Annotated in this window: 20 protein-coding genes; 17 read left to right on the top strand and 3 right to left on the bottom strand. The window is 34.6% G+C overall.

The genetic code is table 11. The features are described from left to right. The first annotated feature begins 8 nt into the window (after positions 1 to 8). The 4 genes from ACF3OB_RS00365 to ACF3OB_RS00350 all read left to right on the top strand — a co-directional run bounded on the left by ACF3OB_RS00365 (position 9) and on the right by ACF3OB_RS00350 (position 4,374). A complete protein-coding gene (locus ACF3OB_RS00365; protein ID WP_172914704.1) occupies positions 9 to 1,268 on the top strand; it encodes a lipopolysaccharide assembly protein LapB in 1,260 nt (419 codons plus the stop codon). 249 nt (positions 1,269 to 1,517) lie between these two features. Further along, complete coding sequence (locus ACF3OB_RS00360; protein ID WP_392447842.1) at positions 1,518 to 1,724, top strand: hypothetical protein; 207 nt, start codon at positions 1,518 to 1,520, stop codon at positions 1,722 to 1,724. A 196-nt stretch (positions 1,725 to 1,920) separates the two neighbouring features. Beyond that, the gene (locus ACF3OB_RS00355; RefSeq protein WP_119653055.1) at positions 1,921 to 2,391 is read left to right on the top strand and encodes a hypothetical protein; all 471 of its coding nucleotides are present in this window, start codon (positions 1,921 to 1,923) and stop codon (positions 2,389 to 2,391) included. Positions 2,392 to 2,730: 339 nt separating this feature from the next. Then, a complete protein-coding gene (locus tag ACF3OB_RS00350; protein WP_392420479.1) occupies positions 2,731 to 4,374 on the top strand; it encodes a leucine-rich repeat protein in 1,644 nt (547 codons plus the stop codon). A 141-nt stretch (positions 4,375 to 4,515) separates the two neighbouring features. Here ACF3OB_RS00350 and ACF3OB_RS00345 read toward each other — a convergent pair whose 3' ends face one another. Further along, positions 4,516 to 6,675, bottom strand: coding sequence for a S9 family peptidase (locus ACF3OB_RS00345; protein WP_392447840.1), 2,160 nt, complete (start codon positions 6,673 to 6,675; stop codon positions 4,516 to 4,518). Positions 6,676 to 6,954: 279 nt separating this feature from the next. On the opposite strand from ACF3OB_RS00345, the gene ACF3OB_RS00340 reads away from it, so the two are divergent. Genes ACF3OB_RS00340 through ACF3OB_RS00330 form a run of 3 tightly spaced genes read left to right on the top strand, consistent with a single transcriptional unit; the run spans position 6,955 to position 8,967 of the window. Beyond that, positions 6,955 to 7,722 (top strand): 3'-5' exonuclease, encoded by a 768-nt coding sequence (locus tag ACF3OB_RS00340; RefSeq protein ID WP_042009481.1) that lies wholly within the window; start codon positions 6,955 to 6,957, stop codon positions 7,720 to 7,722. A gap of 1 nt (position 7,723) precedes the next feature. Then, positions 7,724 to 8,341, top strand: a complete 618-nt coding sequence (locus ACF3OB_RS00335) for a DUF4230 domain-containing protein (RefSeq protein WP_042009479.1) — start codon at positions 7,724 to 7,726, stop codon at positions 8,339 to 8,341. Positions 8,342 to 8,355: 14 nt separating this feature from the next. Then, positions 8,356 to 8,967, top strand: coding sequence for a fumarylacetoacetate hydrolase family protein (locus ACF3OB_RS00330; protein WP_095911604.1), 612 nt, complete (start codon positions 8,356 to 8,358; stop codon positions 8,965 to 8,967). 13 nt (positions 8,968 to 8,980) lie between these two features. Here ACF3OB_RS00330 and ACF3OB_RS00325 read toward each other — a convergent pair whose 3' ends face one another. Continuing rightward, positions 8,981 to 9,844: a lysophospholipid acyltransferase family protein gene (locus ACF3OB_RS00325; RefSeq protein WP_042009476.1), complete on the bottom strand. Its 864-nt coding sequence runs from the start codon at positions 9,842 to 9,844 to the stop codon at positions 8,981 to 8,983. Positions 9,845 to 9,901: 57 nt separating this feature from the next. Here ACF3OB_RS00325 and ACF3OB_RS00320 point away from each other — a divergent pair, with 57 nt between their 5' ends. The 9 genes from ACF3OB_RS00320 to fbaA all read left to right on the top strand — a co-directional run bounded on the left by ACF3OB_RS00320 (position 9,902) and on the right by fbaA (position 20,431). Next, positions 9,902 to 10,543, top strand: a complete 642-nt coding sequence (locus ACF3OB_RS00320; RefSeq protein WP_119653060.1) for a rhomboid family intramembrane serine protease — start codon at positions 9,902 to 9,904, stop codon at positions 10,541 to 10,543. A 20-nt stretch (positions 10,544 to 10,563) separates the two neighbouring features. Beyond that, positions 10,564 to 11,274 (top strand): SIMPL domain-containing protein, encoded by a 711-nt coding sequence (locus tag ACF3OB_RS00315; RefSeq protein ID WP_392447838.1) that lies wholly within the window; start codon positions 10,564 to 10,566, stop codon positions 11,272 to 11,274. Between the two features lie 168 nt (positions 11,275 to 11,442). Further along, on the top strand, positions 11,443 to 12,534 hold the full coding sequence (gene ychF / locus ACF3OB_RS00310; protein ID WP_095893115.1) for a redox-regulated ATPase YchF: 1,092 nt from the start codon (positions 11,443 to 11,445) through the stop codon (positions 12,532 to 12,534). Positions 12,535 to 12,799: 265 nt separating this feature from the next. Further along, positions 12,800 to 13,894, top strand: coding sequence for a Nif3-like dinuclear metal center hexameric protein (locus ACF3OB_RS00305; RefSeq protein ID WP_095893116.1), 1,095 nt, complete (start codon positions 12,800 to 12,802; stop codon positions 13,892 to 13,894). Positions 13,895 to 13,900: 6 nt separating this feature from the next. Further along, positions 13,901 to 14,686, top strand: a complete 786-nt coding sequence (locus ACF3OB_RS00300) for a zinc ribbon domain-containing protein (protein ID WP_392447834.1) — start codon at positions 13,901 to 13,903, stop codon at positions 14,684 to 14,686. A 471-nt stretch (positions 14,687 to 15,157) separates the two neighbouring features. Further along, a complete protein-coding gene (locus ACF3OB_RS00295) occupies positions 15,158 to 16,711 on the top strand; it encodes a flotillin family protein (RefSeq protein WP_042009467.1) in 1,554 nt (517 codons plus the stop codon). A 240-nt stretch (positions 16,712 to 16,951) separates the two neighbouring features. Further along, positions 16,952 to 18,103, top strand: a complete 1,152-nt coding sequence (locus ACF3OB_RS00290; protein WP_042009485.1) for a tetratricopeptide repeat protein — start codon at positions 16,952 to 16,954, stop codon at positions 18,101 to 18,103. Positions 18,104 to 18,239: 136 nt separating this feature from the next. Next, on the top strand, positions 18,240 to 19,235 hold the full coding sequence (locus tag ACF3OB_RS00285) for an NlpC/P60 family protein (RefSeq protein ID WP_392447832.1): 996 nt from the start codon (positions 18,240 to 18,242) through the stop codon (positions 19,233 to 19,235). A 128-nt stretch (positions 19,236 to 19,363) separates the two neighbouring features. Continuing rightward, on the top strand, positions 19,364 to 20,431 hold the full coding sequence (fbaA, locus tag ACF3OB_RS00280; protein WP_042009466.1) for a class II fructose-bisphosphate aldolase: 1,068 nt from the start codon (positions 19,364 to 19,366) through the stop codon (positions 20,429 to 20,431). Positions 20,432 to 20,515: 84 nt separating this feature from the next. Here fbaA and ACF3OB_RS00275 read toward each other — a convergent pair whose 3' ends face one another. Beyond that, positions 20,516 to 21,361: a hypothetical protein gene (locus ACF3OB_RS00275; RefSeq protein WP_042009465.1), complete on the bottom strand. Its 846-nt coding sequence runs from the start codon at positions 21,359 to 21,361 to the stop codon at positions 20,516 to 20,518. Positions 21,362 to 21,738: 377 nt separating this feature from the next. Here ACF3OB_RS00275 and bshA point away from each other — a divergent pair, with 377 nt between their 5' ends. After that, positions 21,739 to 22,872, top strand: coding sequence for an N-acetyl-alpha-D-glucosaminyl L-malate synthase BshA (gene bshA, locus ACF3OB_RS00270; RefSeq protein ID WP_095911611.1), 1,134 nt, complete (start codon positions 21,739 to 21,741; stop codon positions 22,870 to 22,872). Positions 22,873 to 22,903: the final 31 nt, after the last annotated feature.

Below are 22,903 nucleotides of genomic sequence, written 5' to 3'. Positions count from 1 at the left end.
AGAAACAAATGAAAAAACCATTAGTGATAGCAGCTGCTTTATTAGTTTCAGCAACTGCATTTGGACAGAAAAAAGAACTCAGAGAAGTTGAAAAGCTAATCAAAAAAGGAGATTTAGCAGGAGCAAAAACGATGCTTTCTCAGGTGAAAAGCATAGCCTCAAGTGGTGATTTTGCGGCTCAATACTATTTTTTGGAAGGGACAGTAGGTTTGGAAAATGCAAAGAAAAATGCTAATTTACTTGCCTCATTGAAAGATGCTTCACAAGCATTTGCCAAAGTGAGAGAAATAGAGGGAGGAAAAGGGAAATTTACAGCTCAACTACCTGCTTTAAGTGAAGTAGCCGCTAAAATTGCATCGAATAAAGGGCAAGAAGCGTACACAAAGCAAGATTTCAAAACAGCTACTACAGCTTTTGAACAGGTATACCGCTTCAGCCCAAAGGATACGGTCAATCTATACTATGCTGCTTCAATGGCTGTTCAAGATAAAGATTATGATTTGGCTTTGCAATATTACAAAGAGTTAAAAGATATGAACTACGATGGTTCAGAGGTTCTTTACTACGCAAAAGACAAGCAGTCAGGAGAGGAACAGTTATTTGGAAGCAAAAATCAACGAGATTTGATGGTTAAAGGAGGAACGCACACGAATCCAAGAACCGAGAAAACCCCATCAAAACGCGCTGAAATCGTAAAAAATATCGCTTACATTTATGTAGAGCAAGGCAAAAACGATGAAGCATTACAAGCTTTTGAAGAAGCTCGTAAGAGATTTCCAAACGATGCCAACATCGTGGTACAAGAGGCGATGATTTATTTCCAATTGGATAATAAAGATAAATTTAAAGAATTGATGCAAGAAGCTATCAGAATTGAACCTAATAATCCTGATTTGCATTACAATATAGGAGTAATCAATTTACAACAAAATAATGTAGTTGAAGCTCGTAAATCATTTGAGGAAGCATTAAGACTAAAACCAGACTATGCAGCAGCTGCGTTAAACATCTCAACATCATACATTACTCAGGGTAATGCCTTGATTGAGGAGATGAATGCTTTGGGTAACTCAAAAGCAGATGTTAAAAAATACGAAGAATTGAGAGTGAAAAAAGATGATTTCTTCAAAAAAGGAGCAGATGTTTTGGAAGATTATGTAAAAAAACAAGGTAATACTAAGGATATTTTAGAGCAATTGAAAAGTATCTATGGTGCCTTGGGGGATCACAGCAATTTCCAAAGAATTAAATCTTTATTAGGAGAGTAGTCATTGATTGTCTCAAACGAAGTTAAAGAAAGTTGTCCACAATATTGGGCAACTTTTTTTGTATGGTAGTTTTTTTTTTTTTATCTTTTCACCTTTGTACAATGAATTGACTTTTATTAAACTTAAAAAAATACTTATTTAGGTGTTATGTGAAAATCACAAAATATTTTAACATTTAAATCTATTCAGATATGAAAAATTAGCATATATTTGCAACCTGATACAAAGCATTTAACTACTCAAAACTTTATGAATTTCATTACAAAATACTTGCATAACTCATTGAATTTCTGTATATTTGCATTGCAAATTGATATGGAAAACGCAACGCAACGCAACGCAACGCAACGCAACGCAACGCAACGCAACGCAACGCAACGCAACGCAACGCAACGCAACGCAACGCAACGCAACGCAACGCAACGCAACGCAACGCCTTTCTTATGCTTTAACTAAAAGCTCCTTCGCGTGTGTATATACTTTTTCTGCACATATACAACATTTCATAACTTATTTTTTACAACATAATACAAATTTGCTAACAATATATAGCAAACAGACCGATTGTGGGCATTATGCTCGTAATCGGTTTTTTTATGGTTTGTACATAAGATAACGATGTTAGAAATTTAATTTATAAAACTTTAATATTATGACAGATAAAAATTTAGCCAGTGTAGTTTTTACTACTGAAGAATTACAAAAGTTAGATGAAGCCTTACAAAACATTGAAAATGTGCTAAAAGGAAAAACATTTAATCTTACTCCTGATGAACGCAAACAGTACGGAAGCATCGCTGAGCAAAACAAACTTTTTGTCAATAAATGTAAGGAACTTATGGAGCAGTATCCTCAGTTTGTGCCTTCTTTTTTGGATAAGGAGGAGTTTGACCGCGATTATCAAGCTCGTCAGCAAATTGAAACTCGCCTTATTCGTCTTAAAACTATTACAGAACAACTTTCGGATACTAAAGTATTGCTCGACAATGACAATTATTTCAATTCGATAACCTTTTACCGAAATGTCAAATTTTTAAGCGGACAAAACGTTCCAGGAATTAAAACCCTATATGAGCAACTGAAGCAATTTTTTAAAGGAGGACGGAAGAAAGCGGATGTATAAAATTCCTTTTGAAAAAAGATTTTTAAAAAATCCCCCTTTAAAGGGGGGAGGGGGATGTAAAAAATCAAACAACCTATTAAATAGGTTTTATAACCATACTTAATAGATATCATCAGGGTATTGAATGCTTTTTATCAATGTATTTAATAGGCTTTCAAATAGTATTAAATACGTTGTTTCAGTGTATAAAATACATTTCCGAAGGGTATTTTATACGTTTCTGAGAAGTATTTTTTGATGTTGAAAACCTATTTAGTCCTTTATTGAAACATATAAAATGGATGGTTTGTATTGTTTTTTAATAAATTAGTTTTTAATAATTTAAAATTTTATAGAAGAATGAAGAAAATTATAATGTATGTAATGACTCTGCTTATAGCAGTGGTTATAGGCGGTTGCACCAAAGAAGGTCCCGCAGGAAAAGATGGTATCGATGGAAAAGACGGACGTGACGGGAAAGACGGGAAAAATGGAAGTATTATTATCACGGGTAACGGAGTTCCTAATGTTGAATTGGGAAATGTAGGCGATTATTATTTTGACCGAACCACTTCCGACTTATACGGAGCAAAAACTGCCCAAAGTTGGGGAACGCCTACAAATCTGAAAGGTTTGCAAGGAGAGAAAGGCGACAAAGGTGATACGGGAGCCACGGGGAGTACTGGAGCTAATGGTACTGACGGAAATAAATTTCTGTCAGGTATAACTGCCCCTACTGCTGACCTTGGTAAAGTAGGCGATTGGTATATTGACACCCAAAACAGAAAATTATATGGTGCAAAAACCGAACAAGGTTGGGGGAGTGGTATCTCATTAAGTGGAGGAAACTCCGAGGGTATTTCTGCCTCTGACTATAAATTGAGTGCTGATGGCAAAACTTTGGTATTATGGATGAACCTTAATACTCGAAATATTGATATGAATGCTGACCCCAATTTAAGTCAGGTAACCACAATTCAACAAGGGGCTTTCGAAAACTGTAATGCTTTAAATTCCATTATCATTTCTAATAGTGTAAAGAAAATTGAAAAACAGACCTTTGAAGAACTTATTCGCTTAAAAAGTGTTGTTTTAGGCAAAGGAGTAGAAGATATTTCTTCCGATTATGCTTGGAGAGGAGGTAGTAATTATTATCAAGGAGGTGGTGTATTTAGTATTTGTAAAAGCTTAAAAACAATTACCATTCCTTCAAATGTAAAATATATGCAACGAGCTTTTACGTCTTGTTTAGAATTGGAAAGTGTTATTATAGAAAATGGGGTTATAAATATAGATGAGGCATTTATACAATGTAAAAGTTTAACGTCAGTTGTTATTCCTAATAGTGTGACTAGTTTAAAAGGTGCTTTTGCAGATTGTGAAAGGCTGACATCTGTAACTCTTCCTAGTACAATCACTGAAATAGGAAAAGTAGTTAAACCTTATTCTAGTAGTTTTAGTCAAGGGACTTTTGAAAACTGTAAATCTCTTAGTACCATAAATATCCCCAATAGTGTAACCCATATAGGATACAGCACTTTTGCTAGTTCAGGGCTGGTATCAGTAGTATTGCCCAATAGTGTAACTGAATTGGAGAGAGCTACTTTTGCTAATTGTGAAAAATTAACTTCCGTTACGCTTTCCAATCAAATGACTATAATTAAAGGAGTAGTAGAGGGTTACTATAATCAAAATGCTACATTTTACAATTGCAAAGCCCTTACCGCCCTTACCATACCTGCCAATATAACTACCATTGAAAAGGGGGCTTTTTTTGAGAGTGGTTTAACTTCGGTTACCTTAGAGGCAACTACGCCTCCGCAACTAATAGATTATATTGGGCTTTTTGTTGACCAATATGATGAAAATAACTATAATAGTACTCCTAAACTTACTAAGGTAAAAACCATTTATGTACCTGCAAGTAGTTTAAGTGCTTATCAAAATGCAGAGGGCTGGAAAGATTTAGCTACTAATGGGATAAGCTTATTACCTAAGCCCTAAGAAACAACGTTTTAGATTAACATAAAAGCCGAAAGTATAATACTTTCGGCTTTTTTGTTACTTATTTTTGGAAGATGCTCTTCTAAGGAAAATTTATTCAGAAGAGGCTGTCCTTCTCTGATAGCCTTTTCTTTTATAAGATTATTTAGTTATTCCTTCTAAATCCAGCATAAAAGCGTATTCTTTGGCGGTTTCTTTCAGGGCTTCAAAACGACCAGAGGCTCCGCCGTGCCCTGCATCCATATTCGTGTCGAGGAACAGCAAATTATTATTGGTTTTCATCTGACGTAATTTAGCCACCCATTTAGCTGGTTCCCAGTATTGTACTTGCGAATCGTGCAATCCTGTAGAAACATACATATTCGGATAATTCTGTGCTTTTACTTGGTCATAAGGCGAATAAGAAAGCATATAATCATAATACTCTTTTTCATTCGGATTTCCCCACTCATCATATTCTCCTGTTGTTAAAGGGATTGTATCATCAAGCATCGTGGTTATCACATCAACAAACGGAACTGCTGCAATCACACCGTTATAAAGCTCTGGAGCCATATTTACCACAGCTCCCATCAATAAACCTCCTGCAGAACCTCCTTCGGCATACAAATGCTCGTTTGAAGTGTATTTTTCAGCTATCAAGTGTTTAGAACAATCAACAAAATCGGTAAATGTATTCTTTTTGTGTAGCATTTTGCCGTTTTCGTACCATTTTCTGCCCAAATATTGCCCTCCACGAATGTGAGCAATCACATAAATGAAACCTCTATCAAGCAAACTCAATCGAGAAGAGGAAAAATACGGACTTACTGTATGTCCATACGAACCATAAGCGTACAACAACAACGGATTTTTGCCGTCCTTTTTCATTCCCTTACGATAAACCATCGACATCGGAATTTTTGTTCCATCTTGTGCCGTTGCCCAAATTCGTTCTTCTACGTAGTTATTTTTGTCGAAATTTCCACCCAAAACTTGTTGCTCTTTTAGCACCGTTTTTGCTTTGGTAACCATATTAAAGTCAATCACCGAAGCAGGTGTTGCCATCGACTGATATCCGTAACGCAATACATCTGTATCAAAATCAACATTTTGTGTAGCATATGCCGTATAAGTTTCACTTTCGAAAGGCAAATAATACGACTGCCCACCACTCCAAGGACGAATTTCAATTCTGTTTAAACCATTGAACGTTTCTTCCACCACTAAGAAATTCTTGAAAATTTCGATTCCTTCTAAAAATACGTCTTCACGATGCGGAATAAGTTCTTTCCAATTCTCGGCAGAAGTCACATTTTCAGCGGTTTTCATCAACTTGAAGTTCGTTGCATTGTCTTTATTGGTAACGATGTAGAAAGCATCACCATAGTGTGAAATATCATATTCCAAACCTCGTGTACGTTTCTGAAATACTTTAAAATCGCCCGTCGGATTGTCTGCTTTTAAGATTTGATATTCCGATGTAAGCGTACTTCCTGAACCAATAACGATGTATTTTCTTGATTTTTCACGATATACATAGGTATAGAAAGTATCGTCTTTTTCGTGGAAAACAAGTACGTCTTTTTTGGTATCCGTACCCAATTCGTGACGATAAATTTTATCGGAACGAAGCGTTTGTGGATCTTTTTGGGTATAAAATAGCGTTTTGTTATCACTTGCCCAAGCTGCTGAACCTGTGGTGTTTTCAATTTTTTCAGAAAGAATTTCACCCGTTTCTAAGTTCTTGATTTGCAACACGTATTGACGACGAGAAACGGTATCCACACCAAAAGCTGCCCATTTATTATCATCACTTACAGAAATTCCCGCAAGTTGGAAATAGGCGTGTCCTCTTGCCATTTCGTTACAATCGAACATAATTTCTTCGGGAGCGTCCAAAGTTCCTTTTTTACGTGCATAAATCGGGTAATCTTTTCCTGTTTCGTAACGGGTAATGTACCAATATCCATTTCGGAAATATGGCACAGACGAATCATCTTCTTTAATTCGAGATTTCATTTCCTCGAAAAGCGAATTTTGAAAATCCTTAGTGTGAGCCGTCATTTTTTGGTAATACTCATTTTCGGCATTCAGATAGTCGATAACTTCCTGGTTTTCACGTTGATTCAACCAAAAATAATCATCGGTACGCACATCACCAAATTTTTCCAATTTGTGAGGAACTTTCTTCGCCACAGGTGGCTGAATATCTGGATATTCTGTCTTTTTCATCGTTTCGGTATTATTTTTACAAGAAGTTGCAAAAATAAGCGAAACGGCAACAATAGCGAATTTTTTTTGATTTATTTTTTTTGTCATAATATGAAAAAAAATTGATTAATAATTCCACAAAGATATAAAAAATATTGAAAAAAAGTTTTTCTGTAATTCTATTATAAGCGTAAGTCATACAAAAAAATCATGAAGACTAATTTGAGGCAAAATCTGTTTTATTTTGATTAAATGAATCATAATTTGTTTTTCTGTCGTATCTTTGTCGAGCATTCAAAACAGGAAATTTGCATTAAAATATATAATGCAATGTAATTCAACTGTTTGAAACTTTATAATAACATAAGACACATCAAATAAAAGAATATGAAATTAAAATTATCAAAACCTATTTGTTTTTTTGATTTAGAAACCACAGGAACAGATATTACCAAAGATCGTATCGTAGAGATTTCTATTTTAAAAGTTTTTCCAAACGGGAATAAAGAAAGTAAAACCTGGTTGGTAAATCCGACAGTGCCTATTCCAAAAGAAGCAAGTGATATCCATGGAATTACCGATGAGAGAGTTGCTAATGAACCTACTTTCAAAGAGTTAGCGAAAACAATCCACAACATGATTAAAGATTCTGATTTAGCCGGATTTAATTCAGATCGATTCGATATTCCTCTTCTGGCAGAAGAAATGTTACGTGCCGAAATAGATTTTGATTTAGGAAACCGCGTTACAGTCGATGTACAAACCATTTTTCACAAAATGGAACAACGAACCTTGAGTGCCGCCTATAAGTTTTACTGTGATAAAATTTTAGATGATGCCCACTCAGCAGAAGCCGATACTAATGCTACGTACGAGATTTTCAAATCCCAACTTGAACGATATGATGATTTGGGAACCGATATTAAAAAAATCAGTGAATTTACAACACGTAAGCAAAGTGTTGATTTTGCAGGTTTTATCGTGATGAACGATAAAAATGAAGAAATTTTTTCATTTGGAAAACACAAAGGGCGACGTGTGGAAGATATTTTAGCCGAAGAACCTGGCTATTTCGGATGGATTCTAAATGCTGATTTTCCTTTATACACTAAAAAAGTACTGACAGCCATTAAGTTACGTAAATTTAATTCATAGGATGAAACGATTTTTCATAGGTATGCTCACTGCGGTAGTACTTCTTTTAGGATTGAAATACATTTTCGATAAAAAAGAAGAAAAGGCAGTTTTGGAAGCCGACACAGCATTAATTCAGACCCAAATTGCGAATGTCAGCAAACTTATCGTTACTGAAGGTCATTTTTCAGAGGTAATTTCATATACAGATAGTCAGAAATATTTTTTAGATTTATTTTCATTCGACAAAAAAATACTAATTGTAGTCAATGCCGATGTAACAGTAGCATATGATCTTACAAAAATTACTTACGACATCGATGAAGTAAATAAGATAGTGAATATCAAATATATTCCTGAAGAGGAAATAAAAATATATCCAAATTTAAAATATTACGACATAAGTCAAAGTCAAGTAAATCCTTTTAATGCAGATGATGTAAACAAAATTCAGAAAAAAATACAAACTGAATTAGAGAAAAAAGTAGCAAATTCAACGCTGAAAAGCAACGCGAAAAACCGATTAATATCCGAACTATCAAACATTATTTTCTTGACACGCTCGGTCGGTTGGACGGTAGTTTATAACGATAAGCCCATTGAAAACACAACAGATTTACGAATACTTGAAAACAATTAAATATACATAAAATTATGAAAATCATTTGTGTAGGTAAAAACTATATTGACCATATTAAAGAATTTGACGGAAAACATCCCGAATCAATAGTATTGTTTATGAAACCCGACACGGCGATTCATAACACCGAATTACCCTATTATATTCCTGAGTTCACCTCTAATTTGCATCACGAAGTAGAGTTGATATTGAAAATTAATCAGAATGGTAAATTTATTTCCGAAAAATTCGCTCACAAGTACTATGATGAAATTGGTTTGGGGATTGATTTTACGGCTCGAGACATACAATCATCTCTAAAAAAGGACGGACTATCCTGGGAAAAAGCCAAATCTTTTGACGGTTCTGCTATTATAGGAGATTTTGTACAAAAATCAACATTGGATTTGACTAACATTTCATTTCGATTAGAGAAAAACGGACAAACGGTACAACAGGGTAGTTCAAATCAAATGCTATGGAACTTTGACCAAATAGTTTCCGAATGTTCAAAGTATTTCACGCTACGCAAAGGGGATTTGATTTTTACGGGAACCCCTGCTAACGTAGGACAAGTACTTGCAAACGATATTTTAGAAGGTTTTTTGGGTGATAAAAAGATGTTTTCTTTTGCTATAAAGGGATGATTCGAGAACAATTTTACATGCGTTTAAAACGGTTATGAGTCCACAGATAGTATTCAGGTTGTGAATAAATCTGTTGGTTGAGACGTTCAAAAAACATATCTGTAATTTGATAATCAGGCATTTCGATCGGATTTTCGGAAAGAACTTCAAAAGTAGTCCGATAGTACCCTCGTTTTATTTTCTCAATGTTAGCGAATACGACTACCGTATTTAACTGTTTACTAATGCGTTCCGCTCCTGTAAAGACTGGTACTCGTAATCCTAAAAACGGACGACGATAGCTTTTGGAACTGTTAGGAACCTGGTCAGCGGCAAATCCGTAACAGCAAATAAGCCCTTCGTCTTTATGTCGTTTCATTTCCGCAGAAGCCTTGTAACGCGACATCAAAAAACTTTTATGTTTCATGCGGATTTTCTGGATTAGTTTATCGAAGTACTTGTTGCTCAACGGACTATAAAGCGCATATGACGTATGTTTTAAAGAATACGCCAACGACAACAACCACTCGTAACTCGCATAATGCCCACATATGAAAATAATGCTTCGATTTTCAGTTTCGTATTTTTTGAGAATTTCCAGATTGGAATAAATCATCCGTTTTTTCATCTCTTTTTCCGACATTCCGTAAGATTTTACCATTTCTAAAAATATATCACAGAAATGTTTGTAGAATTTTTTTTCTATGGATAATCGTTCCGATTCGCTCTTAAAAGGAAAGGCAATGGATAAATTCTTACGAACTACTTTAACCCTGAATTTCAGAATTTTATATATAACAATGTAAAAAAAATCAGACAAAACGTACAATAATCGGAATGGCAAAACAGAGACTAACCATATTAAGGGAAATGCCAAAATAAATATCAATAAATTCATCAGATGTGGAAATTTCCGCAAATATAGTTATATTTGACCGAAAAAATCAAAATCAATATGCGAGATTTACATTTAATCACTCTTATTATCATAGGAGCAAACGCCCTCTTCTCAATGCAAGGGTTTAAGAACTATACTCTTTTTGAAAAATACAAATTCAATGTCCGTGATGTTCAACGAGGAGAATATGTTCGGATGTTTTCCAGTGGATTCCTACATGCCGATTGGCAACATTTGATTTTCAATATGCTAACACTTTTTTTCTTTGCCAATGTAGTTATTTACAATGTGGGAGTATTGTCATTTGTGATAACATATCTTCTCGCGCTACTCTTGGGTAATATTTTTACTTTGTATTTTCATAAAAATGAACCTTATTACTCTGCCGTTGGTGCCAGTGGAGCGGTTACGGGAATTTTGTATGCCTCCATCTTGTTTGCTCCCAATATGTTGATTTTTGTGTTTTTCATCCCAATGCCTGCCTATATTTTTGGAATTGGGTATTTGCTTTATTCCATCTATGGTATGAAAACAAGGTCAGGAAACATCGGTCATTCGGCTCATTTTGGAGGCGCTGTTGGTGGATTACTTTATGCATTAATACTCAAACCTCATTTGATTACAACTCAACCTCTATTGATTATAGGTATGTTAGTGCCTATCGTCTTATTGTTCGTGTTTAGAAAACGATTGATGTAACAAATACAATCCGTATCAAAATGGAATATTTCTTACGTGAAACAAATAATTTGAAACATACAAATATGAAATCATTTTTGCTAATATTATTTTTTATTCCTTTGACTATGATAGCACAATCTGTTCCAAGCGTAACCGTTGTGGGTGAAGGTGTTGTGACTGTATCTCCTGATATTGTATATATATCTTTAAACGTTGAAAATGAAGGAGATAATGTAAAACATCTAAAAAAAGTAAACGAAGAAGCCGTAGCCAAAGTTCTACACACTTTAGCCGATGAATTACCCAAATCTAACTTCCAAACTAGTCATGTATCCTTGAGAAAACATTATAATTATGAGAAACATATAAATAAATATTACATCTCCCAAGGCATAAATATTAAATTGGAAGATATTTCTAAGTACGAATGGTTGATGGAATGTTTATTTGAAGCAGGAGTTAATGAAATAAACAGCGTAACGTTTGATGTTAAAGATAGAGAAAAATTCATACGTGAAGCACAATCATTAGCAATTTACAATGCACGTCAAAAAGCGTTATTTTATGCCGTTAGTTTAGAACAAAACATTGGTAAAGCGTTGTTTATAAGCGAATTGAATTCCAATGCACCGCGTTTTGAAAACGTTGCTATGTTTGCAAAAAACGATGTTATGAACAGTACAATAGCTGTTGGTGTGATTGAAATTAGAGCTAATGTCAATATTTCATTTGAATTACTGAAAGAGTAATTTTTTTGTCTTTTATATTCCCTTGATTCACACGTATATAAAATGTTAAAATTTTATTGTTTTGTTGTACCATATTTTTTATTACTTTTGCAAACTTGAAAAAAAGCGTTTAGTAGCAGTGTATAGAAACATTAACTATTCACTTACCCCTAATTAAATATAACACAGATGAAAGCAGGAATTGTAGGATTACCAAACGTAGGCAAATCCACCTTATTTAATTGTTTATCAAATGCAAAAGCACAGAGTGCAAATTTTCCATTTTGCACCATCGAACCTAACTTAGGTGTGGTGAATGTTCCCGACCCACGTTTGCAGAAATTGGAAGAACTCGTAAATCCTGAGCGTGTGCAACCCGCTACAGTTGAAATTGTAGATATTGCAGGGTTAGTGAAAGGAGCTAGTAAAGGCGAGGGCTTAGGAAACCAGTTTTTAGGAAATATTCGTGAGTGTAATGCTATCATTCACGTGTTGCGTTGCTTTGAGAACGACAACATCGTTCACGTAGATGGAAGTGTAAATCCAATCCGCGATAAAGGCACCATTGATGTAGAGCTACAACTCAAAGATTTAGAAACTGTAGAAAAACGCCTTGATAAAGTAAACCGAGCCGCTAAAGCCGGTGACAAAAAAGCTGCCAAAGAACAAGAATTGTTAAATCGTATCAAAACAACATTAGAATCTGGAAATTCAGCTCGTGCTGTACAGGTATCTGATGATGAACGAGAACTGATGGATTCGTTTCAGCTTTTGACTGCCAAACCAATACTATACGTATGTAATGTAGATGAAGCCTCTGCTAAATCTGGAAATGCATATGTGGAACAGGTTCGTGATGCTATTAAAAACGAAAATGCAGAAGTAATCGTATTAGCAGTGGCTACTGAAGCTGATATCACAGAGCTAGAAAGTTATGAAGAGCGTCAAATGTTTTTGGAAGATTTAGGATTGGACGAACCAGGAGCGTCAAAACTTATCCGTGCAGCATACAAATTACTAAATTTACAAACCTATTTCACGGCAGGAGTGAAAGAAGTAAGAGCGTGGACTATCCATAAAGGGGATACTGCTCCACAGGCAGCGGGTGTGATTCACTCTGATTTTGAACGCGGATTTATTCGTGCTGAAGTAATTGCCTACGATGATTTTATACATTATGGAAGCGAAAGTAAGGTCAAAGAAGCAGGAAAAATGCGTGTAGAAGGAAAAGAATACATCGTTAAAGATGGAGACATAATGCATTTCCGTTTCAACGTATAGTTACTCATACTAAGGTGTTTGACTTCTGATAGTAGAGAACTTTTCCTAAGTTTCTATGTGACAATTTGTAAATTTATGAAAGACATTGTTTCTTACCTTTAAAACTTCGCCTTTATACAATGTGTGAAATTTTTAAACATGTCTAAAATCTGTCCGAAAAGTCAGATTTTATCAGTCTTTTATAACATAATAAAAATAAGTTGGTAAAATCTGATTTATATTCAGTATTAATTTTTTGGACAGTCCTATTATCTATATAAAAATTATGAAAGTAAAGCATATCATCCAACGGTTGGAACAGTTAGCCCCTCTTGACTATGCCGAAAATTTTGACAATGTCGGATTATTGGTAGGGGATGCTGAAATGAATGTTACAGGGGTTTTGATAACCTTAGATACTACCGAAGAGGTTGTTGATGAAGCTATTAGCAGAGAATGTAACTTTATAGTTAGCTTTCATCCAATCATTTTTAATGGGCTAAAAAGTTTGACAGGAAAAACGTATGTTGAACGTGTGGTCATCAAAGCTATTCAACATAATATTGCCATTTATAGTATGCACACAGCTTTGGATAATACTCTTTTTGGAGTAAATGAAGCTATTTGTGAAGCTTTAGGACTACGAAACACTCGTATATTGATTCCACAGAAGCATACAATACGTAAATTAATAACATATGTTCCTAAAAATCAATCCGATATCGTGCGAGAAGCTTTATTTGACGCAGGTGCTGGAAATATTGGAAATTACAGTCATTGTAGTTTCAATTTAGAAGGAAAAGGTACGTTTCAAGGCAATGATTCCTCAAACCCGACTGTTGGAGAGCGAAATATACTACACAAAGAAGATGAAACCCAAATTGGGGTTATCTTCCCAAAACATCTACAAAGCAAGGTGCTAAATGCTTTGCGTGAAAGCCATCCGTACGAGGAAATTGCCTATGAAGTATATGTATTGGAAAATGCTCATCAACATATTGGATTGGGAGTTGTTGGCGAGTTTTCAAAACCGATGACCGAAAACGATTTTCTTTACCACTTAAAAGATAAAATGCAAACAAGTTGTGTACGCTATAGCGAACTAACGGGCAAAATGATTCAAAAAGTAGCCGTTTTAGGAGGTAGCGGAGCGTTTGCCATCGATGCTGCAAAAGCTGCAAAAGTTGATGCTTTTGTAAGTGCCGATTTCAAATATCACGATTTCTTCAAAGCAGAAAAACAACTATTACTGGCCGATATAGGACATTTTGAAAGTGAACAATACACAAAATTACTTTTATTTGATTATCTTACAAAAAAAATTCCTAACTTTGCCATCATTTTATCCAAGATAAACACAAATCCCATCAAGTATTACTAAATAGATATGACAAAAAAAGCTGAGATTACAGTAGAAGAAAAACTAAGAATGTTGTATGATTTACAACTAATTGACTCACAAATTGATGAGTTACAGAACGTTCGTGGACAACTTCCGTTGGAAGTTTCCGATTTGGAAGACGAAGTGGAAGGACTCAAAAGTCGCTTAGTAAAATTCAAAGAAGAGTTAGAGCAATTACAATCGGGCATTACCCAAAAGAAAAATGTAATTGAAGAGGCTAAAATTTTGATAAAAAAATATGTTGCTCAACAGAAAAACGTACGTAACAACCGTGAGTACAACTCAATCACCAAAGAAATTGAATATCAAGAGTTAGAAATTCAATTGGCAGAAAAACGTATCAAAGAGTTCAAAGCTCAAGTGGACTTGAAAAAAGAAAGTATCAAACAAATCGAAAATAAAAAATCACAACGAGAAACTCACCTGAAACACAAAAAAGAGGAATTGAATTCCATTTTAGCTGAGACGGAAAAAGAAGAAGCTATTTTGCGTGAAAAGGCCGTTGAGTTTGCTGAGCAAATTGAAGAGCGTTTGTTGAAAGCATACCAACGCATTCGTGGTAGCGTAGTAAACCGCTTGGCCGTAGTTCCTGTGGAGCGTGGAGCTTCGGGAGGGTCGTTCTTTACGATTCCACCACAAGTGCAGGTTGAGATTGCTACGCGTAAAAAAATCATTACCGATGAACATAGCGGGCGCATTTTAGTAGATGCAGCTCTCGCCGAAGAGGAAAAAGAAAAAATGAATGCTTTATTCGAAAGTATTAAACAATAAATAATTGATTTTCCAAAAGTTATCTCACATTCAAAACATTTTTCGCTATAGAATAACTGATAATAAATAGTTTATGAGGTAAGGGCTTGAAAATAGCCCTTACTAAGCAAATTAAAAGAAGGCTTAGAAGAATCGGACCCATGAAGATTTTTCAATTTAAAATATCAAAAGTATTTGATTTTCGGCTTTCGACTTTTCGTTTTCGCAATAAAATATGAGATTATGTAAGAATGTGATATTTTTTGATGTCATTCAAGATTTAATAATCTCTTTTTTAGAGATTATTATTATTTATGGCGAATTTTTTAAAGCTAAAAGGAGATACTGAAAAATAATATTTTAAAATTTATAGTAAAGAATTCTCCCACGGCTGAAATCGATAATAAATATTGAATTTGCTATAATAAAGTAATGATAATACAAAAATGGAAGTCATAAAATCGTAATAATGAACAAATAAACTATACCATTATGGAAACATTAACTCCCATTACGCTGATTGTAATTTTTGCAATTGTCATTTTCGTGACAATTTCGTCATTAGTGGCACGTTACAAACGTTGTCCGTCTGATAAAATTCTCGTGATTTATGGAAAAACAGGAGGTAGTTCAGCCAAGTGTATCCACGGAGGAGGAGCTTTCGTTTGGCCTGTAATTCAAGACTTTGCGTATTTAGACTTACGTCCACTTTCCATCGAAGCGAATTTAACGAACGCTCTTTCACGTCAGAATATTCGCGTGGATGTACCTTGTCGTTTTACGATTGCAATCTCAACTGAAACCGAAAATATGAATGCTGCTGCGGAACGTTTGTTAGGATTGTTGCCCGAGCAAATTCAAGAGTTAGCAAAAGATATTTTATTTGGTCAGTTGCGTTTGGTAATTGCTACCATGACTATCGAAGAAATCAATTCAGACCGTGATAAATTCTTAGATAATATTTCTAAAAACATTGATAGTGAGCTTAAAAAGATAGGTTTGAAGCTCATAAACGTAAACGTTACGGACATCAAAGATGAGTCGGGATATATTGAAGCATTAGGGAAAGAAGCTGCTGCAAAAGCCATCAACGAGGCAAAAATTAGTGTTGCTGAACAAGAAAAAATAGGGGAAACAGGAAAAGCAATCGCTGATCGAGAAAAAGATACTCAAATTGCTGAAACCCACAGAGATAGAGACGTAAGAATCGCTATCACCCAAAAAGATAAAGAAATCAGCATTGCAGAGGCCAAAAAAGATGAATCAATTGGTATTGCCGAGGCTGAAAAGTTTGAATCAATAGGTAGAGCTGAAGCTCAAAGAGATAGTCGTATTAAAATTTCAGAAGCAAATGCGGTAGCCATAAAAGGGGAAAATGAAGCTAAAATAGCCATTGCAAACTCAGAAGCGTTGCGACGTGAAAAAGAAGCTGAATCGTTACGTATTGCAATTACTGCAGAGAAAGTGCAACAAGCAAAAGCCTTAGAGGAAGCATATGTAGCAGAACAAAAAGCAGAGTTAGCCCGTTCGGAAAGAGAACGCTCAACGCAAATTGCAAATATCATCGTTCCAACGGAAATTGCTAAACAACAAGCTATTATAGAAGCTCAAGCTGAAGCTGAACGCATTCGTGAGAAAGCCAAAGGGGAAGCCGATGCGATTTATGCTAAAATGGAAGCCGAAGCTAAAGGTTTGTTCGAAATTTTAACCAAACAAGCTGAAGGATATAGAGATGTGGTTGGAGCTGCTGGTGGTGATCCTACAAAAGCTTTCCAATTACTATTAATTGAAAAACTTCCTGAATTGGTTAAAACACAAGTGGAAGCGGTTAAAAATATCAAAATTGATAAAATTACCGTTTGGGATTCAGGTAATAACGAAAATGGAGCTAATTCAACAGCTAATTTCGTATCAGGGATGATGAAAACTGTTCCTCCTTTAAATGACTTGTTTAATATGGCAGGGTTGAATCTACCTACTTATTTGAAAGGTGAAAATCCTGAAGATGCAAAGCCAATCGGAGGTAACGAAACGAAAGAAAAATAATAATCCGGAATTTTAAATTCTTAGTAAACACGAGGTGCTTAGAAAGTTAGAGCAAAAATCCAACTTTTTAAGCACCTCTTTTTGAATTTAATGTTAGTAAATCACAAGATGTATTATTATTAACTCTTGGTTGTATATTCTCGCTGTAAACTTCTGTTAATAAATAATTCTCTAAAAAATTGACTATTCAGACTAACTTTCTTACCTTTACCCGTAAAATTTAAAATAAAGCAGTATTTTATGCATCATTTCTCAGAAGAAGAAAACTATTCTGTATCGAAATTCGAGTCAATGTTGAAAAAAAATCATATTTCTTTCTTTGATGTTGATGAATTTGAAGAAATTGTAGAATATTATTTAGAATTAGGTAAGATGACTAAGGCAAAACATGCTTTGCAAATTGGTCGAAATCAACACCCGTCAGCAAGTTCGTTAAAACTCTTTGAGATTGAAGTAATGATTTTTGAAGATAATTTGCAACAAGCATCGCATTTACTTGCCGAACTCGAAGCAGTAGAACCTTATAATTCAGAGGTTTATGTGCAGAAAGCGAATCTTTATTCCAAACTTAATGACCATGAAAAAGCTATTGAACTCTTGAAATTCGCCTTGCCTCTGACAGATGATTTGGTGGATATTTATGCTTTAATAGCTATGGAATACTTATTCATTGAAAATTATGAAAAGGCCAAAAAATACTTTAGAAAATGTTTAACGGAGGATATTGAAGATTATATGTCATTGCAGCAACTGCTATTCTGCTATGATATCTTGGAAGAAAATGATGAAGCAATTTCTTTTTTAAATGCTTACTTAGACAGAAATCCATATTGTGAAGTAGCTTGGCATTATCTTGGAAAGCAACATCTTATCAAAGAAAATTTTACGGAAGCCTTAAATTGCTTCAATTTTGCTATCGCAAGTGATGACACTTTTACAGGAGCATATTTCGAAAAAGCTAAGGTATTGGAAAAAATACAAAACTACACCCAAGCTATTGAAAATTACAAAATTACACTTACCTTGGATGATGCTTCGCCTTTGACATACTTGCACATAGGTCGTTGCTATGAAAAGATGAATGATTGTTCAATGGCAGAACGCTATTATCTGAAAGCTGTTCACGAAGATCCTCAATTGAGTAAGGCATGGGTTACGTTATCAGATTTTTACTATAAACAGAAAAATTATGAAAAGGCTCTAAAATATATCAACAAAGCGCTACTGATTGAGGATGATAATTTTCATTATTGGAGGCGTATGGGTGAAATATGCGTAATTTTAAATGACTCAAAATCATCGGAATATGCTTTTAAACAAGCAATTCATTACGGAGATAATTCAATGAGTACGTTTGCTCATCTGACGAATTTATTACAGTCAAAAAAGTAAAAAATAACTACGAAGAGGCTATATAAAACATTAAATTTTCTATACTATGTCCTTTTTAGGGAATACGATGCCTATCTATATTTTGAAAATGTAGGTTTTAACCAGTAATTTTGACAATTATCCGAAACAACTGAAAATGAATAAACAAATAATACTATTCTGCATGATATGTGCTATAAAATTTAATTTTCTTACGGCACAAAATTCTTCAGAAAACTGCGAACCTATTGAAGGGAAAACATGGGGTGTAGTCTATAATTCTGTAGGGAAAATACATGCTGAAAGTAATCATCGTAGCGAAATAGTTACTGAAGTGCTATTAGGAATGCCAGTAATGGTTTTGAATAGAGATAAAGGTTGGCGAAAAATCAAAACCTCTGAGGGGTATGTAGGTTGGATTTCAGAATCTATTGTTGAAATGACGCACTCGGAACTAAAAGAATATAATCAAAAGAGGAAAATTATCGTTACCAGTCTCTACACCCATTCTTATAAAGAAAATTCATTGAAATCGGCTATTATTTCAGATTTAGTGATGGGAAATATATTAGAAGTGAAAGGTCGTAAAGGAAATTTTTTCAAAGTAATATATCCTGATGGAAGAGAAGCATACATCAAAAAGAATGATGCTGTGCATTTTGATAAATGGCTGAATAATATAAAGTTAACAGAACAAAGCATTGCGTCATTAGCTCAACAAATGGCGGGTATTCCGTATGTTTGGGGAGGTACTTCTTCCAAAGGATTGGACTGTAGTGGATTTACCAAATTGATTTACTTTATGCATGGGGTAATCCTTTTACGAGATTCATCACAACAAGTAAAAACAGGAAAATTGGTCGATGAAAAGGGTGATTTTTCTAAACTTCAAGTGGGTGATTTGGTATTTTTCGGAACAAAAGCCGATGAGTCACAACCTCAAGAGCGTGTAACTCACGTAGGAATATATCTCGGAAACGGTAGATTCATACATGCTTCGGATTATGTCAAAATAGCAAGTTTTTATCCACATGACCCTTTGTACGACGCTTTTAATACCAACCGATACTTGCGTACAAAACGCATACTAGGCTCTATAAATTCCTTTGGTATTGAATACGTTAGAGAAAATGAATTTTACACAAAAAATTAGACATGTTTATTTTTATAAATCTGCTTAAAAAGGAAAATAGAATTTGTGTTTGATTATATAATCAAAAATTCATATCTTTGTTACGATTTTTGAAAACAGTACTATAATATTAATTTTTTATATAACAGATGGCACATAACATTAAACCAGGCGTAATCGTTGGAAAACAAGTACAAGAAGTTTTTCAATATGCCAAAGAAAAAGGATTTGCTTTACCAGCTGTCAATGTGGTAAACTCAAGTACAATTAACGCTGTAATGGAAACAGCAAAAGAAATGAATGCACCTGTAATCATCCAGTTTTCGAATGGAGGAGCTATTTTTATGGCAGGAAAAAGTTTGTCAAATGAAAACCAAAAAGCAGCCATTGCTGGTGCAGTTGCAGGAGCAAAACATATTCACCAATTAGCGGAAATTTACGGAGTTAGCGTTATTCTTCACACGGACCATTGTGCTAAAAAATTACTCCCTTGGATTGATGGGTTGTTGGATGCTTCTGAAAAGCACTTTGCAGAAACGGGTAAACCTTTATTCAGTTCGCATATGATTGATCTTTCGGAAGAGCCTCTGAATGAAAATATCGAAATTTGCAAAAAATACCTTGAAAGAATGAGTAAGATGGGTATGACATTGGAAATTGAATTAGGAATTACAGGTGGTGAAGAGGACGGTGTGGATAACTCGGATGTAGAATCTTCAAAACTTTATACGCAACCTGAAGAGGTAGCTTTTGCCTACGAAGAGTTATTGAAAGTAAGCCCACAGTTTACCATAGCAGCTGCTTTCGGAAATGTTCATGGAGTTTACAAACCAGGAAACGTAAAATTGACACCAAAAATTTTGAAAAACTCTCAAGAATACATCTCTAAAAATTATAATGTTCCTCACAACACAGTTGATTTCGTTTTCCACGGAGGTTCTGGTTCATCAGTAGAGGAAATTCGTGAGGCAATTTCTTACGGAGTAATTAAAATGAATATTGACACTGACTTGCAATATGCTTTTACAGAAGGAGTTAGAGACTACGTTTTAGCTAAAAAGGATTATCTAATGAGCCAAATTGGAAATCCAGAAGGTGAGGAAGTACCTAATAAAAAATATTACGATCCACGCGTATGGCTTAGAGAAGGCGAAAAAACGTTTGTAGCTCGTTTGAAAAAAGCGTTTGAGGATTTGAATAATGTAAACACCTTGTAATTTTCTGCTATAATAATTGAAGTTGTCCGAAAGTAGAATCTTTATGATTCTTATTTTTCGGACAACTTTTTTCTTTTCGGGAAACTACAATCTGAATATTCCTCCAAAAGCAATGATTGTTTCAAAGAAATAAAAGGTCTGATTAGCTTTATCGGCTATATCATAAGTTGTTCGAATATCGTACATGTTGATGTATCCTCCTTTTAACTCTCCAATAATCATAAAATGTTTAAAAAACACTAAATGTAATCCTGCTTTAGCACTTACTCCAACCCCTGCAATATGGAATTGATCATAACGCTCCTTGTTCATCAATTTGGTATTGGAACGAGGGTACAACGCTCCTATGCCAATTCCTTCGGTCAGATTTGCTTGAAAAAAATCAGTGTTGCGAATACCAAACCAACGTGAAATATCATCAACACGAGAGGCTTCAATTGTTACATAATTCAGTCCGTCTGTATGTTCAAATGTAAGAAAATCCTCTGTAAGTTGTTTATCAACATTGTTATAAACGCCGTCATGAATTGTACCTGAGTTTCTAATGTACCCATTCATTTTTACAGTTTGATCTTGTTTCATAACATACTTCATGTGGTCAACCCCTGCTGAAATGGCATAATTATTATTTATAAAGTACCCAATACGAGCATTGGTTTGAGGAATAGTCATCCGAAGTGGATTGATATAATCAATGTGCCAACCTTTTGGACGGTCAATGGCAGCTACATCCTTAATTGTGAAATCATAATTTTCTCCTTTAAATTGAATGTCAGATTTGGAATAATAACCGCGATTTCCTCCCCAAAAAATAAAAAATTTCCCTTTGTTATTTGCTGTGTATAAATCAGGGGAAGGATTTTGAGTTTGAGCCGTCCCTAAGAAGAAAGTCATTCCTCCTAAAATAAAACAAAAAATATTCTTTTTCATTGCTTAAAACTATATTAAATTGAGCGACAAAAATATCCCTTTTTTGTGTAACAAAAAAACTCATGCTCTTTTTTTCACAGCAGGATTTTTCTATAAATCTCTATCTACAGAACAACTGAATACTTCTAAGGTTGAAATTCATTTGGTTACCGAAATTTTGAATATTTTATGGAATTTAGAATTATGAAAACATAAACTCTCGAAAGAAAGACAAGACTTCTAAACTTACATTTAATTTTTTAAATTACACTTGAAGAAACTAATAAGAAACCTAGATACTTTGCTTTTAGCCATACGGAAAAATAAAATACTAAGAAAAATTTCTGCTATATCGACATTTTTTTCTACTTTTACGCTTTGGAATAAAAACATTCAAAATGAATATAGCAATCGTATGTTACCCAACCTTTGGAGGGAGTGGGGTAGTAGCTACTGAATTGGGATTAGTATTGGCTCGTAAAGGACATCAAGTGCATTTTATAACGTACAGTTCTCCTGTGCGTTTGGATTTTTTAGAGGCAAATATTCACTTTCACGAAGTGCATGTGGAGGAGTATCCGTTGTTTCTTTATCAACCGTACGAATTAGCATTGTCAAGCAAAATGGCTTATGTAATTAAAAATTATAATATAGATATTCTACATGTACATTATGCTATTCCGCATGCTTACGCAGGATATATGGCAAAGCAGATGCTTAAAAAAGAAGGTATTGATATTCCGATGGTCACCACGCTTCATGGTACAGACATTACCTTAGTAGGAAATCATCCAAACTATAAACACGCTGTTACATTTAGTATTAATGCTTCGGATGTAGTAACTTCAGTTTCAGAAAGTTTGAAGCAAGATACATTACGACTTTTTGAGATAGAAAAAGATATAGTTGTGATTCCGAATTTTATTAGTGTAGAAAAAGAAACTAATATTATCCCGTGTAAACGCTCTATTATGGCAAAAAAAGAAGAGCGTATCATCACGCATATTAGCAACTTTCGCCCTGTGAAACGTATTTCGGACGTGGTAAATGTTTTCTATCGCATCCAGCGAAAAATACCAGCCAAACTTATCATGGTGGGAGACGGCCCTGAAAAGGAACATGCGGAGTATCAATGTAAACAACTTGGAATTAAAGACAAAGTACTTTTTTTAGGAAACACACTTGACATAGACCGTATTTTATGTATGTCCGATTTATTTTTACTTCCCTCAGAATCAGAGAGTTTTGGACTTTCAGCATTAGAAGCAATGGTATCGGGCGTACCTGTAATTTCCTCCAATGCAGGTGGGTTACATGAGGTGAATGAAAACGGTTTTTCAGGATTCTTAAGTCCAATTGGTAATGTCGATGATATGAGTAAGAACGCTATTTATATTTTGGAAGATGAAGAACGCTTACAACGGTTTAAACAACAAGCTAAGATATCAGCCTCTCGTTTCGATGAACGAAAAATTATACCTATCTATGAAGAATTATACGAGAAAACTATACGAAGCCGAGAGTCTCAGTAAGTGAAAAAATATTTAGCAATCAGAAAGATTT

The sequence above is a fragment of the Capnocytophaga canis genome (assembly GCF_043187445.1).
Classification (GTDB): Bacteria; Bacteroidota; Bacteroidia; order Flavobacteriales; family Flavobacteriaceae; genus Capnocytophaga; species Capnocytophaga canis.
Note: the sequence above shows the minus strand (reverse complement) of the source record. Positions and strands in the feature narration are given on the sequence as shown.

Bases quoted from the DNA above. Each gene is read 5' to 3' on its own strand.
- ACF3OB_RS00335 (WP_042009479.1), top strand. From the start codon at position 7,724: ATGAAACGATTTTTCATAGGTATGCTCACTGCGGTAGTACTTCTTTTA.
- ACF3OB_RS00315 (WP_392447838.1), top strand. From the start codon at position 10,564: ATGGAATATTTCTTACGTGAAACAAATAATTTGAAACATACAAATATG.
- bshA (WP_095911611.1), top strand. From the start codon at position 21,739: ATGAATATAGCAATCGTATGTTACCCAACCTTTGGAGGGAGTGGGGTA.
- ACF3OB_RS00285 (WP_392447832.1), top strand. From the start codon at position 18,240: ATGAATAAACAAATAATACTATTCTGCATGATATGTGCTATAAAATTT.
- ACF3OB_RS00360 (WP_392447842.1), top strand. From the start codon at position 1,518: ATGAATTTCATTACAAAATACTTGCATAACTCATTGAATTTCTGTATA.
- ychF (WP_095893115.1), top strand. From the start codon at position 11,443: ATGAAAGCAGGAATTGTAGGATTACCAAACGTAGGCAAATCCACCTTA.
- ACF3OB_RS00290 (WP_042009485.1), top strand. From the start codon at position 16,952: ATGCATCATTTCTCAGAAGAAGAAAACTATTCTGTATCGAAATTCGAG.
- ACF3OB_RS00350 (WP_392420479.1), top strand. From the start codon at position 2,731: ATGAAGAAAATTATAATGTATGTAATGACTCTGCTTATAGCAGTGGTT.
- ACF3OB_RS00300 (WP_392447834.1), top strand. From the start codon at position 13,901: ATGACAAAAAAAGCTGAGATTACAGTAGAAGAAAAACTAAGAATGTTG.
- fbaA (WP_042009466.1), top strand. From the start codon at position 19,364: ATGGCACATAACATTAAACCAGGCGTAATCGTTGGAAAACAAGTACAA.
- ACF3OB_RS00365 (WP_172914704.1), top strand. From the start codon at position 9: ATGAAAAAACCATTAGTGATAGCAGCTGCTTTATTAGTTTCAGCAACT.
- ACF3OB_RS00330 (WP_095911604.1), top strand. From the start codon at position 8,356: ATGAAAATCATTTGTGTAGGTAAAAACTATATTGACCATATTAAAGAA.
- ACF3OB_RS00275 (WP_042009465.1), bottom strand. From the start codon at position 21,361: ATGAAAAAGAATATTTTTTGTTTTATTTTAGGAGGAATGACTTTCTTC.
- ACF3OB_RS00340 (WP_042009481.1), top strand. From the start codon at position 6,955: ATGAAATTAAAATTATCAAAACCTATTTGTTTTTTTGATTTAGAAACC.
- ACF3OB_RS00320 (WP_119653060.1), top strand. From the start codon at position 9,902: ATGCGAGATTTACATTTAATCACTCTTATTATCATAGGAGCAAACGCC.
- ACF3OB_RS00325 (WP_042009476.1), bottom strand. From the start codon at position 9,844: ATGAATTTATTGATATTTATTTTGGCATTTCCCTTAATATGGTTAGTC.
- ACF3OB_RS00305 (WP_095893116.1), top strand. From the start codon at position 12,800: ATGAAAGTAAAGCATATCATCCAACGGTTGGAACAGTTAGCCCCTCTT.
- ACF3OB_RS00355 (WP_119653055.1), top strand. From the start codon at position 1,921: ATGACAGATAAAAATTTAGCCAGTGTAGTTTTTACTACTGAAGAATTA.
- ACF3OB_RS00345 (WP_392447840.1), bottom strand. From the start codon at position 6,675: ATGACAAAAAAAATAAATCAAAAAAAATTCGCTATTGTTGCCGTTTCG.
- ACF3OB_RS00295 (WP_042009467.1), top strand. From the start codon at position 15,158: ATGGAAACATTAACTCCCATTACGCTGATTGTAATTTTTGCAATTGTC.